Here is a 13,893-nt window from a genome sequence, read left to right as displayed (position 1 = left end):
GGTTTCGATGTCTCCATCAAACCCGGTACGCAACAAGCCTGGACTGATCATCATTGAACCGCCGGGCGCCGGTGAGACGCACACCGCGCCGCAGGCTGTTGACACATCTGACGACGTTGGCGCCCTGTCCGTGCACTACCGCGACGGGCAACCGGTAATCATCGTGATCGGCGGCGCCGCACTCGCAGGCGAGGTTATGGTCGAGAACGCCGCCGGGACGATCGTCGCGTCATATCGCGCCGGATCGGTCGAGCAGGCCGGGGCCCAGACCAGGAACGAGATCACGGACGTCAAGTTCTACCTCTACATCCAGGACCCCGACGATGATTTATCGCGCGAACACCCGCTACGGCCGCTGACCGCGTGACCTGACGAGCGCGGTCCCGGCCTGTCCAGGTGGTCGGGACCGTGCTGCGAAAACATCCTGTCCTGCCGGGTCCCTACTGGCCGTTCGACCCTCCTCACGGGCCTTTCGGTTGCTCAGGCGAGGTCAGTTGGCGGGCTTGCCGAACCAGCGGGAGAGGTACTCGTCCAAGTTCTGTTGATCGTCGCCGATCCAGGCGACGTATCCGTCCGGGCGTAGCAGGACGCACGGAGCATCCAGTGCCGCGGTGGGATCCGCGAGGTAGTCGACCCGGTCTGACCAGCCGCCGACGGTCAGACGTTCGGTGCGGTCCAGCAGCAGACCGCGGCCCCGATGCAGCAGACCGTATAGATGGCCCTGTTTCACGTCGATGTCGCGCAGGCGGCGGCCCTGCAGGTCGGGGCCATCACCGAAGTCGTAGCGGATACCGATCGCGGTGATCTTCTCGATCAGATAGCGGTTCACCTCGTCGAAGTCCATCAGTTCGGTGAGCAGCCTGCGCACGGCCCGCGGGCCCGGTTCGGTGGACGTCAGTTCCATCTGGGCGCGGGTGTTGTCCAGCACGTCCTCAGCGACCGGATGACGTTCGGCCTGGTAGGTGTCCAGCAGTGTTTTCGGCGCCCAGCCGCGGATCTGTGCGGCTAGTTTCCAGCCGAGGTTGAACGCGTCCTGAACACCCAGGTTGAGGCCCTGTCCACCGAGGGGTGGATGGATGTGCGCCGCATCGCCGGCCAGCAGCACCCGCCCGACCCGATAACGCTCGGCCAGCCGGGTGGCATCCCCGAACCGGGACAACCAGCGCGGGGAGTGCACGCCGAAGTCGGTTCCGGCGATGGCGCGCAGCTGTTGTGCGAAATCCTCGAGGGTGGGCGGTTCCGCACGGTCGCTGACTCCCGCGGCGGGGACCACGACGCTGTAGACCCCAACGCCGGCGGGCCTGAGCCAGAACCGCTTGCTGGTCTCGCTGATTTCGCTCACCTTGGCGGCGATCTCCTCCTGCGGCACACCCACTGCCATCTCGCCCATCAGCGTGTCGTTCCGTGAGGGCTCGCCGGGGAAACCGACGCCGAGCAGCTTGCGCACCGTGCTGCGCGCGCCGTCACAGCCGACGAGATAACGCGAACGCAGCCGTTGCCCGTCGGCCAGCTCGACGGTCACACCCTCGTCGTCCTGCTCGACACCGGCGACCGCACAACCGCGCCGGACCCGCGCACCCAGTTCGATCGCGTGTTCTTCGAGCAGACGCACGATGACCGGCTGCGGGATGCCCAGCAGATAGGCGTAAGCGGAGTCCAGGCCCTTGGGCGCGGGTGTGGGGATGGCGGCGAAGAAACCGCCGGCCGGACGCCGTCTTCCGTGTTGGAGAATGCGTTGCAGCAGTCCGCGCATCGCCATCAGCTCGAGACTGCGAATATGCAGACCGACGATACGGACGAACGACACGGGCTCGGTTTCCTTCTCCAGAACGAGTACCCGCACGTCGTGCAGCCGCAGTTCGGCGGCCAGCGTCGCACCGGTCGGCCCGCACCCGGCGATGATCACGTCGAATATGAGGGGCGCTCGATCGGCGCCGGAGGCCGGCGACCGGAGTCCGGGGACGTCGCCCATGGTGAAGTCGCGCTCGACCGTATCGTTCGACGACGGCTCGGCGGTGAACTGCGGAGAGTGCATAGGTGTTGCCTTTCGGGAGTGCCTTGTTGGCGAGGCGCTCCCGGCGACACCTATGTCAATCGCCCGACCGTGGCAGGAAGGGGGAGCACCCACATCGATACAGCGTTCATGGGTCTCACCTCCTCGGGCGGTGTCACGGTCCACAGCAAGCTACAAGCCCGAGCATCACCCCGTCCAATCCTTTCCCAGCCACGTGATCACGACCCCGAACGGGCCCGTGCGGTTGCAGGGCGAATCCGGCGTGGCGGCCCGGCTGGTCCCGCTCACGGTCGATGATCTGATCCTGGCCGCCCCGAGGCAGACCGGATCACGGAAGGCGCTGCGCGCTGGAACCGGAGGCGCTCGACGAGCGCGCGAGCGGCAGCGCGAGGCCCACGAGCAGGGTGACCGGCCGCCCCGCGCGGCTACTTTGCACCGTGGACCAGAGATAGAGACCGGGGCCAGCTTGGCACTCCTTCTGCAGTATCTGATCAAAAGATCGGACAACTATCATCTGCACGCGGAAACTGTCATTCTTGCGCGGAAACTACAACGTAAGGGAACCGGACGGGCGCGTAGCGCCTGCGTAGTCGTTTCCCCGGTACCGGAACGGCTCAACCTTCACCACCTGCCCCCGGTCCGGAGCGTCCACCATCAAACCTCCACCAAGGTAGAGGCCGACGTGGTGGATCTTGGTGTTCGGGTTGCCATAGAATACGAGGTCGCCGGGCAGCAGCGGCTGCCCGGCCGGGACGCGAGGCCCGGCGTGGAACTGGGTGTGCGCGGTGCGGGGCAGGGTGATTCCGGCCGCCGCGTAGGCGGCCTTGGTCAACCCGCTGCAGTCGAATCCGCCTTCTTCAGCCCCATCACCTCCCCACACGTACGGGAGTCCTCTCTGCCCGCAGGCGTAGTTGATCGCCGCTGCGGCGACGGGGTTGGGGGCAACAATGGCGTTGCAGTCCCCGGTGCCGACGGTGATGTCCGTGGTGGTGATGCAGCCCGCGCCCGCGACCGTGCCGACGATCAGCCGCGCCGTGGGTTCGTGTTTGGCGTACGCGTTGGGGGTGCCAGAGCGTTGGACGGCTTGGGCGGCGTCGTTCACGCTCATCGTCTCCCAGCCGGGAAGGTTGAGAAGGTGGTGGTAGAACTGGGTGGCGGCGTAGGTGGGGTTCATGATCTGCCCCGGGGTGCCCCAGCCTTGGCTGGGTCGCTGCTGGAAGAGCCCGAGGCTGTCGCGGTCGCCGTGGTCGAGGTTGCGCAGGGTGGATTCCTGCATCGCGGTCGCGATCGCGACCACCTGCCCCTGGACGGGGACGTTGAGTTGCTGGCCGACGGCGACGATGACCGCGGCGTTGGCGAGTTGCTCGGCCCCATATCCGGGCACCCCGGTGCCGCTGGTGGGGGCGCAGTCCAGGCTGCTGGTGCTGTCGCCGAGCACCGCCTCGACCGTCCCGGACACGCTGTGGCCAATCAGGATCGGGATGACCAGGACGACGGCGAGCCCGGCGGCGCCGATTTTGTCCATCACCGCGGGGTCACCTCCTTGTACGTGCTCGGTCCGCGAGAGGTGGCGGGCGGCTGGCTGGGCGGCATCGGCGACGGAGCGGGAGCCATAAGCAGCGGCATGTCCAGTTCCCGCACCGACTCGCCGTTGTCGGGGTCGGTGGTGGGGGCCGGCAGGTGCGGCCAGGCGTCGAGCAGCCGGTGCAGCGCGCAGCGGGAGCCGATCCCGGCGGCGCGGTGCAGGGGCAGCCAGACCTCGTCGGCCGGGCTCGGATGCGCTGTGTCGGGGTTGAGCAGGTCGGCCGCGGCGGTGGCGACCGGCACCAGGCTCGGGTCGTCGAGTTCGCGCCACGCCCGGTGCAGCACCCGGCGGGCGGTGGCCTCACGCCGCGCGGTCGGCAGCCACACCAGCACGGGTGTGGTGATCCCGGTGGCCGCGGCGAGGGCGGCGTACCCGTCGAGTTTCCCGGCGAGCTTGCCGAGCACCTCGGTGCCGTAGTCGAACTCGAGGAAGAACTCGACCTCGACGCCCTGGGTCCTCCAGCGCCCGTAGGCGTCGGGGCGGGTCAAGTCGCCGAAATGGCGGGCGCAGCGGGTCTCCGACCACCACGCGACCAACCGTATGCGCTCCCTGGCGGGGTCGTGGCGGGCGCGGTCGACCAGGGCGGTGAACCACTCGGCGACCCCGACGGTGTGCGCCAGGCGCAGGGAGTGGGCGACGCCGAAGGCGCGGTCGTGCCGGTAGCCCAGTTCCTTGACGTCGAGGCCGTCTTCGGCGGCCAGGACGGCGGCCCCGGCGGGGGCGAGGACGTAGTGCATCGGCGCCGTCCCGAGTGTCACGAACGGCTGGAATCGGTCGACGACACCCCACAGGTACAGCTCACGCATCCGCTGGCGTCCGCTGCGGAAACTGGGGAATGCGAGGGCGGTGATCTGGTGGGCGGTGAGTACCCGGTGTTCGTGCAGCATCCGGATGATCCACCGGTCCCGCGGGGTCAGCCGCCACGCGAGCACCGCCTGGTGGTCGGTGGTGTTGGCCGAGCGCGGGGTCGGCCGGGCGGGCTTGTGGCCTCGAAGGGATCTCTGGCGAGTGGGATTGGTGATCATGGGCTCGGGGCCTCCAGTCGTTGTGCGGCACGGGCTTTCCGCCGGTGGGTCAGGAGTGGCGGCGTGGATCGGCATTGCGCGGGCGCGCGGTGGACCGGTTCCGCCGATCCCCGGTGGCGGGTCGTGCCGGACCGGGCTGTTGCGGGGGCCGGGACGGTGAACCGGTGGTCGGCGAGGCGGTGCCTGCGCGGTCGCGCAGGGCGCGGCGGGCGATGCCGCGAATCTCCCTCGCGCGGCCGGGGATCGCGCGCGGGAGCGGCTGGGTGCGCATGGTGAACGGCTGCGCCTCTTCCCCGTTCAGCACCAAACGGGCTGCGGCGTGGTACACGCCGAGGTGCGCGAGGTCGTGATCGGACAACCTGGGCGCGGTGTGCCGGGACAGCTCGCGGGCGTCCTCTGGGCTCGCGTTGAAGAAGATTTTCGAGCGGGCGTTGGTGGACATTCCCTCCCGCAGCTCGCGCGGGAGCTGCCCGAGGTGCTGGTGCGCCAGCGTCATCGAGACCCGGAATCCCCGCGCTTCGGCCAGCATGTCCTCGATCGGGTACGGAAGATTCAGGAAGTTGTGGCACTCGTCGATCACCATCGAGGCGTCACGGCGCTGGCGTTGCGGGATGCGCGCGCGGCCCGTGGTGGCCTGCCACGTCCGCGCCACCACCAGCGACCCGACCAGCCGAGTGGTCTCCTCGCCCAGGCTGCCCTTGGGGATACGGACCAGGCAGATCCCGCCGTCCAACACGTCGGGCATGTCCACTGTGGAGTGGCCACCGGCGATGGCGTCGCGGACGAACGGCCGCAGCAGGAACGCGCGCAATTTGTTCATCAGCGGGCTGATGACCTGTGAGCGTTGCGAGTCGGTGAGTTCGGAGTACCAGGACCAGAACCCGCGCAGCACCGGGTCGCTCACCCCTGCCGTGACTCGTGACCGGAAGGCGGGGTCGTCGAGCAGTTTAGGGAGGTCGGCGAGGGTGGCGACGCCTTCCTGGGTGCGCAGGGTCAGGCACGCGGCGCGCATCACGTCGTCAGTGCGCGGCCCCCAGAACGCGGAGTACACGCGCCGGAACACCGAGACGAGGTTGTCGACGGTGAGGTCGGTTTCCCCACCATCGAGCGGGTTCAGGCACGGGGGTCTCGACTTGGCGTCGGCGTCGAAGAGCACCACCCGGTCCCCGGCCGATTTCGGGAGCCGGGACAGGATGTCGGTGACCAGGTCGCCCTTGGGGTCGATGAGCACGATTCCGCGCCCGGCTTCGGCGTCGGCCAGGATCATGTTGCCCAGCAGCGTCGACTTGCCGCTGCCGGTGGCGCCGATGACGTGCAGGTGGTGCCGGGCGTCCGGGACGCGCAGGGCAACGGGGCGTTCGTGGCCGCTGTCGGTTACCCCGATCGGTTTGGCCTCGGGGCCGGGGGTGGCGATGCCCGGTGGTGGGGCGATCGCGCGGGCTCCGGCGCGCTGCACTCCGGGGATCGCCTCGTCGACCGGCAGATGCGCGATCGCCGCGAGTTCGGCCACCGACAGCAGGTCCCCGGAGCGCAGCCGGCGCTCGGCCAGTGCGGGGCCGGGGTGGCGTAGTCGGTGGCGGGCGTAGCGGTTGTGTTCGGTGTAGGAGGCGAAGGACGCGGCGAGGGCGTGTGCCCGGCCGCGGGCGACATCGCGCGCCCTGCGCATCTCGCCGTCGGCCGCGTCCGCGGGGAGCAGGGTGGCCACGGCGTAACGGATCACCGTCTCGAATTGCGACCCGCGCTGCTTGCCCACGATGGCGCGGTTCTGCGCGGCGTACTCCAGCGAGGTCTGCGGATCGGAGTGCAGTGCCCCGGCTTTCGTCCGGCCCCCGGCCGGAATGCTGGTCTTCATGCCGGGGGTGAGCATGTCCAGGACGCGGCCGACCAGGCGGGTCGAGCCGCCGGTGTGCACCCGCCGAGCCGCCCGGCGGGCGCGGGTGACGCGGCGACCGGTGACGGGGCGGGCCAGGACCTGGACGCAGGCGTACTCGTCACGCCCCAGCCCGACAGGGGCGCCGATCAACGCGCGCAGCGGGTCGGCGTCGAAGTCGGTGCGGATCGGCAACGCCTCACTGCGGGCCAGCCGCAGCTCACCTGCGACGACCAGCCGCCGCTGCCCCTCACCCGGCGCCGGAAGCGGCGGCTGCGCCGGCTTGGCGACGCGGGTGTGCGACCCCGGCCACGCGGCCTCCACCGCCCGCTCGACCAGACCCGGCGGGATGAGACCGGGCACCCACAGCCGGATCGCGACGCCATGCTCGCTGAACACGTACTCCCAGGCGACATGCGGCTGCCCGGTGAACCACCGCCGCCAGGCCGGGCGGAGCAGGCCGACGAGGTTGCCCCACAGCGCCGTACCGCCTGCGGGGTCGACGGTGGGCGGGGCGAGCACGGTGACCTGCCGAGCATCGGCAACGAGCTGGGCGTGGCAGCGCCGCACCCACCACCGGCGGCCGACCACGAATCCCGCCACGCCGGCGAGGAGCAGCGGGGCGGCGATCGGCCCCCACGCGATCGCCCACTCGCGCAGGCATTCCAGCAGCGCGAGCGCGGCACCGCCGGGATCGCGCAAGTAGTCGCCGAACCACCCGTCGCCCACCCCACCCGCCCGGATCCCAGTGGACATGGTCGACGGGGCGGGGTGATGGAGAGCAGCCGACATCCAGGAACGCATAGCAAGTGTCCCTTCACGAAAAGCAGCCGAAAGGCTTTCGGAGAACGGAAAGCGACGAGCGCTGGTGTTCAGGCGGCGTCGAGGTCGACTTGGTCGCCGGAGTCGAACCCGAACTCGTCTGCCCCGGCCATGTCGTCATAGTCGTCGCCGAACCCGAGGTCCACATAGGACCGACTGGCATCGTCGGAGTCGTCGCCATGGCTGTCGGCGGCGTATTCGGCCAGCTCGGCCGGGTTGCTTGCACGAATTTCCCGGTGTTCGTTTCTGGTCGCTGTGCGCCGGTGACCCTGCTGTTGAGGCCAGGTGGGTCGTGTCGGGCTGGGAGGTAAGTGCGACACGCCGTCGGGATTTCCGACAGGTTGCCGGGGTTCATGAGGCATAGTCGTGGTCCTCAAGGCCCGCGGCTTGGTGTTCGTCAACCCCACCGCACGGATCAGCGTCCCGACCCCGAACAAGCCCGCCCCGGAACCGATCGACCTCACCGCGCTGCGCGGCCTGCTGAACTCCGAGAACCCCACCACAGCGGCGATCGCCGCCCTGCTCGCCTTCCACGCGATCCGCATCTGGCAGTTGCGTGGCCTGCACGTCAGCGATGTCCGCGACGGCCGGTTGCACATCAGCGATCGCATCATTCCTCTGGCACCACCCGTCCGGGTGCGGATGACCGCCTACCTGAACTACCGATTCCAGCGCTGGCCCAACACGGCCAACCCGCACCTGTTCATCCACTACCGCAACGCCAACACCACCAGCGCGGTCGCCCCGTGGTGGATCGGCAAACTCCTGGGCATGTCCCCACAGTCGATCCGCCAAGACCGCATCCTCGACGAAGCCCACGCCACCGGCGGCGACATCAAACTCCTGTGCGAGCTCTTCGGCGTCTCCGTCGCAGCCGCCTACCGCTACCCCACCACCGTCGACCACCCCGGCATCACCGCCTACGCCGAGTCCACAGCGCACAGTTGAGACGACGCATCCAATTACCGGCGGAAATAGGTTCCCTCGGCCTCGTTTCCCACCGAGAATGGCACCGCGGCGCGGGCGCGCGGCGGGACAGGACAATGGAGGAACGTCATCGACACCGGCGAGGCCGACGAGCTCTGGCAGCTGACACAACAGCTCGACGCCGATTCGGTCGACCACGCAATGGACGCACAAGCGGAGTTGACCCATCGCGGCCGCCATACCGACGTCGTCGCGCCGCTCCTGCGCGCGCTGCCCGCCCTGAGCCGATACGGACAACTGTGCGCGATCGAGATCGTCGAAGAACTCGACGATCGTCGAGCCGACCAACCACTGATCGCACTGTTGACCAGCGAACACGACACCGTGCGCGAATGGGCGGCCGGCGCGCTCGGCCGCAGACGGGTTCACGAAGCCCTGCCGGTCTTGCAACGCGCCTACCAAACCAGCATCCAACGGCGTGATCCACCCGACTGGTCCGAACCGGTCGCCTTGCTCGGCTCAGATCACGCCTCCATCGCGCTCACTGCCGGTCAAGGCAATCTGACGGAAGAACGTCCATGAGCATCCAGGCGCTGAACACACGCGCCGAGCAGCGACACACCTCTACCCAGGCCGAGGGATCAACGTCGAGCGGGCGAGCCGCCGCACACCACAGCGTCCTTGCGAGGGTCGCGTCCGTGCAGCGCGGCAACAATGCGGTCGGCTTGACTCTCGGCGGGCTCCTCGCTCACGGGGAACCTCGCGAGGAACTGGATGTAGTCCATGAGTTCGCCGGTCGCCCGCCAGTGGTCGTTGACGACATGCCGCGGTGGCGAGGTGAACGACACCTCGACGTGACCAGGCGCATCGAACATGGATTGAGTCCACTCGAGGCCGCTGTTCCATCGAGCCAGCACAGTCGATTCCTTGCGGAGCCTGGCACGCACAAGACGCGCCACGGCCCGGCCAGTCCACTCCCAGGACCGTTCGCGGTGGGCACGGGCGAGTTCGGCTTCGTACTGTGCCAAGTCGAACCGGACTTCCGCCATGGACAAGCGGCTGTCGTCGGGATTGCGCCACTGGTCCCAGACGACTTGGCGCCCGTCACGGCGGACCCGGACGAACACCGCGCCGCAGCACCCCCAAGTGCAATCGGCCTCCGCGAGCATCACCTCACGCGGCTCGTCGGCAGGCAGCAGCGGGCTGTCAGGCCCCAACAACGCGTCAGGATCCCTCCACGGACCTCGGTCAAACACCTTTCCGATCACGTCCTGGTCATCAACCAGGAGCTTGAGTTCAACCGTATTCCAGGCAGAGTCCACCGGCAGGAGTACGGATGTGATCAGGCGACTCGACACCTCACCAGGCTAGACAATGCGTCCACCAGGTTTCCCATCACGTCCAGGTGCCGCGCAATCAATCACTCTCGGCAAGCCGCTCAACTGAACACCATCACGACTGATCGTTACCGGATATTCGCAATAACTTGTCCGTTCCACGGTGCTGCCGGGTGGCGGTGGATCCGAGACAACGACCCCCACGGGTGGGCGGAAGCTGTCGAGTTCGACCGCGCCATCCGCCACGGATACCCCCGCGCCACCAAACAAGGACAAGGCTTGCGCGGGCAGTACTTCCTACACCGATGCTGCACACCGCTCGACCAAGTCGACCTCGACACACCCGCAAGAAGCAAACGGCATCTACGGCTGATCACAGCCGAGTCCGCACGCGACGAAGACGGTGACCCAGACGGTTGCTCGCCCTGGTCCTGCCGCTCCGGTGAGCCCGTCACCGGCGTCGGCTCCACGGAGCGGGCGGCATGAGCACCGCGGGCGCGACCATGCCGGGCCATCACGGCCGCAGCACAGCCTGTGTTTCGTTCGGTGATCACGCGGTCATCATCGACACTCGGTTTGGTGACGACGGCCCGATACCTACGCTCGGCCATCGCCACCACCACCGCTGCGGACGGCTGGACGCCCCCACCGTCAACCGAATGGCAACATCGGCGAGCACGCTGTTCGCCGATGGCCTGACCGCAGGCGTCCCGCTGTGCGACGCACTCGGCACGTGCCGAGCGACTTCGGTCGCACATAGAGCAGGGCACCACGGACCTGGGAGGTCCTCATGAGTCCTCATGGCCCCGACCGCGCTCACCGTCGCACCCGGAATCTTGCGCGTCCGCCGGAACCCGTCCACCCGCAGACCACACCCACCGAAGCATCCGATGACAGCACCCCCACCACACAACGGCGGCTGAAGCTGCACACCCCTACCGAAGCCGCCGACATCCTCGCGGTCCGAGAGTCATGGCTGCGGCGCAAAGCAAGTCAGCGCCTCGTCCCCTGCACGTTCGTCGGCAAACATCTCCGGTTCTCCGACAGCAACCTCGCCGCGATCACCGAAGCAGGCCAACAACCCATTCATCCCCGCGCACGACGCGGACGATCAATGTAGAAGCCAACAAGGTGTCCAATGTGGTCACCTAGTGGCGAAAGTTCTTTCGCAGCAACGCTTGCCCTCTTCGGCACATGGAGCGTCCATGGACCCATCACACCAGTGACCCCCACACCCACAAGGAGAACGTGATGGCCTGGGTCGAAAAGAGCGGCAAGAAAACCTACCGAGTCCGATACTTCACCGACGACGGCACCATCGGATCCATCCCCGGCTTCCCCACCAAGAAACTCGCCGAAGACCACGCCGACAGCATGGAAGCCGACCAACGCTCCGGCACCTGGATCGACCCCGCCGGCGGACAAACCACCTTCGGCGAATGGGTCGAGGAATGGCTCGACGCCCTCGACGTCGGCCTACGCACCGAAGAGAACTACCGCAGCAAACTCCGCGCCCACATCCTGCCCCGCTGGGCCGAAACACCACTGGCCGACATCACCAGCCTCAAAGCCCACGCCTGGGCCAAAACACTGCGCCGCGACGGCCTCGCCGACGTCACCGTGTCCGACACCCTGAAACTGCTCACCCTCATCATGTCCGACGCCGCCGAAGACAAACTCATCCCCGCCAACCCCATCCGAGCCCGCCGCCGCGGACGCGGACGACGCAGCCCCGCCCGCGAGATCATCTGGGCAACCCCAGAACACGTCATCCGCATCGCTGATCAGGCAAACGCCTGCTATGGCATCGACGCCGCCATCCTCATCCTCACCGCAGCGTTCACCGGCGCCCGCTGGGGCGAACTCACCGGCCTACAACGGCGCAACCTCCACCTCGACCCGACCGACAACGCCCGCATCGTCATCGACCCCAACGCAGGCTCCCTCCACGAATCCGCGAGCGGCAAACTCTGGCTCGGCCCACCGAAAACCCCCGAATCCGCCCGCACCATCACCCTCCCACCGTTCCTGGTACCACTCCTGCGCAACTACCTCGACACCCACGACCACCCGCACGTGTTCGTCACCACCGACGCCGAACTCCACCGCCGCAGCAACTTCGCCCGCCGAGCCATGCGCCCCGCCGCCGACGGCAACCTCAACGTGGAGCACCCCCGTGTCCGCACCCGACCAATCCAAACGGGACTGACATTCCACGGACTACGCCACAGCCACAAAACCTGGATGATCACCGACGATATCCCTGAGATCGCTCAGTCCCGCAGGCTCGGCCACAAACTCCCTGACAAGATCCAAGAGGCCTACTCTCACGTCTCCGACGAAGTCAAAGCGCGCCTCCTGCACCGACTCCAGGCCCGCTGGACCACAGCTCTGACCGAGCTGCCCGCCACCAACCTGGACACCGGCTGGCGCGCAGCAGCTTGAACACTTCGCCATGCACAAACCGAGCCGGTGCGCCTACCTCCAAGTTAGGTGGGCGCACTGGCCCTTGGCGACATAGCCCGATTCGCTCAAACCGCGACCGTACCGACGGTCTCTGCGAACAGCTCGGAGCCGCACTCGGCGACATCGCGATGTCGTTGACCGATGGGCGCAATCCCAGCCATCGCAGACCCGACTGGGGATGTCGCCTTCCGGCTAGTACTTACAATTTGTTCGCGAGCGCGGGGTTTGGTCTCCAAGCTGTCTCGATGTTGGCTCTGGTGCCGCGGACTGAATGAGGACGGCCGACAGCAAAGCGTGCCAGTGAATGTCGCTGGACGGCGCCGCGCGCGGTCACTGCGAGCATGGGGAACACCTTGTATACCAAGGCAACGGTCGAGCCCGGCTTGATGGCGGGCCCGACCGTCCCGGATTTGATCACCTGGTCATGCGGAGAGCTTTTCCAGGACCGTTTCCGCGGCTTTCGCGGACTTCTCGCAGGTGGCGGCGATCCCGTCTGCCGGAGCCTGCTGTCCGGGGTCGTACGTGACCGTGAAGCCTTGGTCCTCGCTCGTGCCCACGGCGACAGCGCAGGTTTTTCCCCCAGAGGTGGAGCCGTACTGAGCGGCTGGCATTCCCTTGATTGTCAGGGGTTTGAAGGAGGGGGCATCCTGATTGGATCGGTACGCGTCGACCAGGGGGGAGCCGAGTGGTGAGTTCACGTAGATGCGGAGGTGGACCCATCCAGCACTGGGTACCCCGTCCGAGATGCACTTGACGATCGGTGATTGTTCGTCGCGCGCCTTCTGTCGGATGTCTGGGCCGAGATCGAACAATGCGAGGTCGGCCTCGCGGAGAAGATCGCACGGCTTGGAGATGTAGTCATCGAGGCCAAGCGGGTGGGCTATGGGCGGCGCGGTCGGCTTGGTCGGGGTGTCCCGTGCGGACGTTTCCGATGCGCGTGGGGGCGGAGGGTTCTTCGCAACGGACTCGGAGCACCCCGCGAGTGCTAGAGCGGCGGCAGCGGCGATCGCCAGCCCGGCGACAGTGGCAGAGGTGGTCACGAGTGTTCCTTGTCGGGTTCAAGTCGCCGTTGGATCAGGTTGTGCGGGCCCGAGTCGGGCCCTTGCTCTTCGGCGAGCATCTTCTTTCGTTCGTCTTCGACCTGCTTGTTGAAACGGCCTTCTGGCAACTGGTCCTTGGTGTAGAAGCGCTCGTACCTGAAGTCAGGACTGTCGACATCGGTGCTCGACGGCAATGGTTCGTACAGGTCGAATGTCTCCTCCGCGAGCGCGTCCCCGGCTTGCTTCAGAGAATGCGAGATCATGTCCAACTCGTCGTCATATGCCTCCCGCATCCTCCGTTCCTGATCGGCGAAAGAGCGGAGGATGTCGTCGACCTCAACACCGTTGATTGAATGCGAGACACCCTCGACAACGATGTCGATCGCACCTTGCGCCAAAGTGGAAATGGCCTTCGCCGGATCGGCAAGTGTGCCGATGACGGTCTTCGCGATCCCGCCGCCGACCTTGATCAGGAACACCGTTGCCTGCTCCGCGGCGTCCGCGATGGCCTTGTCGATGCCCTCGACAGTCGCCCGGGCGAGTTCGAGGTAGTCGCGACGAGCGTGTGCGGCCAGCGCCAGCGAGGCAGCGAGTGCGCCAAGAGTACGGGCCACGAATTCGCCTTGGACGTTGGTGAACACCTTGATGTTCACCAATTGCCTGCGGAATGCGTCCGCCGCGTCGCCCAGCCAGTCGGAGAGATGCTGCTCGATCTGGTCGACACCTCCCATGATCTCCTCGGACGTGTTGTATCCAACTTCTAGTGCCACGGATGACCGTGGCCAGTGAAGAATCCCCGTAGGCGGC

At 67.3% G+C, this 13,893-nt stretch carries 11 protein-coding genes; 4 read left to right on the top strand and 7 right to left on the bottom strand.

Annotated elements, in window-relative coordinates:
- Positions 1 to 367, top strand: a 367-nt coding sequence (locus tag GPZ80_RS31565) for a hypothetical protein (protein WP_187224767.1), incomplete at its 5' end; no start/stop codon positions are given.
- A 123-nt stretch (positions 368 to 490) separates the two neighbouring features.
- Here GPZ80_RS31565 and rox read toward each other — a convergent pair.
- The 4 genes from rox to GPZ80_RS31545 all read right to left on the bottom strand — a co-directional run bounded on the left by rox (position 491) and on the right by GPZ80_RS31545 (position 7,250).
- On the bottom strand, positions 491 to 1,972 hold the full coding sequence (gene rox / locus GPZ80_RS31560; protein ID WP_222720149.1) for a rifampin monooxygenase: 1,482 nt from the start codon (positions 1,970 to 1,972) through the stop codon (positions 491 to 493).
- A gap of 589 nt (positions 1,973 to 2,561) precedes the next feature.
- A complete protein-coding gene (locus tag GPZ80_RS31555; RefSeq protein ID WP_187224765.1) occupies positions 2,562 to 3,539 on the bottom strand; it encodes a C40 family peptidase in 978 nt (325 codons plus the stop codon).
- Positions 3,539 to 4,624, bottom strand: a complete 1,086-nt coding sequence (locus tag GPZ80_RS31550; protein WP_187224764.1) for a replication-relaxation family protein — start codon at positions 4,622 to 4,624, stop codon at positions 3,539 to 3,541. Before GPZ80_RS31550 ends, GPZ80_RS31555 begins: the two co-directional genes overlap by 1 nt.
- Before the next feature lie 49 nt (positions 4,625 to 4,673).
- On the bottom strand, positions 4,674 to 7,250 hold the full coding sequence (locus GPZ80_RS31545) for a type IV secretory system conjugative DNA transfer family protein (protein ID WP_246477678.1): 2,577 nt from the start codon (positions 7,248 to 7,250) through the stop codon (positions 4,674 to 4,676).
- Between the two features lie 432 nt (positions 7,251 to 7,682).
- Between GPZ80_RS31545 and GPZ80_RS31540 the strand changes: the two genes are divergently transcribed.
- Together GPZ80_RS31540 and GPZ80_RS31535 are read left to right on the top strand one after the other, a co-directional pair.
- Positions 7,683 to 8,264, top strand: coding sequence for a site-specific integrase (locus GPZ80_RS31540; protein ID WP_187224762.1), 582 nt, complete (start codon positions 7,683 to 7,685; stop codon positions 8,262 to 8,264).
- Between the two features lie 180 nt (positions 8,265 to 8,444).
- Positions 8,445 to 8,825, top strand: a complete 381-nt coding sequence (locus GPZ80_RS31535; RefSeq protein WP_187224761.1) for a HEAT repeat domain-containing protein — start codon at positions 8,445 to 8,447, stop codon at positions 8,823 to 8,825.
- A 59-nt stretch (positions 8,826 to 8,884) separates the two neighbouring features.
- Here the strand turns inward: GPZ80_RS31535 and GPZ80_RS31530 are convergent, their stop codons facing one another.
- Complete coding sequence (locus tag GPZ80_RS31530) at positions 8,885 to 9,601, bottom strand: hypothetical protein (RefSeq protein WP_187224760.1); 717 nt, start codon at positions 9,599 to 9,601, stop codon at positions 8,885 to 8,887.
- Between the two features lie 1,230 nt (positions 9,602 to 10,831).
- Here GPZ80_RS31530 and GPZ80_RS31525 point away from each other — a divergent pair.
- Positions 10,832 to 12,025 (top strand): tyrosine-type recombinase/integrase, encoded by a 1,194-nt coding sequence (locus GPZ80_RS31525; RefSeq protein ID WP_187224759.1) that lies wholly within the window; start codon positions 10,832 to 10,834, stop codon positions 12,023 to 12,025.
- Positions 12,026 to 12,468: 443 nt separating this feature from the next.
- Here GPZ80_RS31525 and GPZ80_RS31520 read toward each other — a convergent pair whose 3' ends face one another.
- Both GPZ80_RS31520 and GPZ80_RS31515 read right to left on the bottom strand, forming a co-directional pair.
- Entirely contained in the window at positions 12,469 to 13,086 is a 618-nt protein-coding gene (locus tag GPZ80_RS31520) for a DUF3558 family protein (RefSeq protein ID WP_187224758.1), read from the bottom strand.
- Positions 13,083 to 13,893, bottom strand: an 811-nt coding sequence (locus GPZ80_RS31515) for a hypothetical protein (RefSeq protein ID WP_222720148.1), incomplete at its 5' end; no start/stop codon positions are given. The genes GPZ80_RS31520 and GPZ80_RS31515, both read right to left, overlap by 4 nt.

Origin of the sequence: Actinokineospora xionganensis (assembly GCF_014323725.1) — a bacterium.
GTDB lineage: Bacteria > Actinomycetota > Actinomycetes > Mycobacteriales > Pseudonocardiaceae > Actinokineospora > Actinokineospora xionganensis.
The sequence above is the reverse complement of the archived record's forward strand: the minus strand, read 5'-3'. Positions and strand labels throughout refer to the sequence as shown.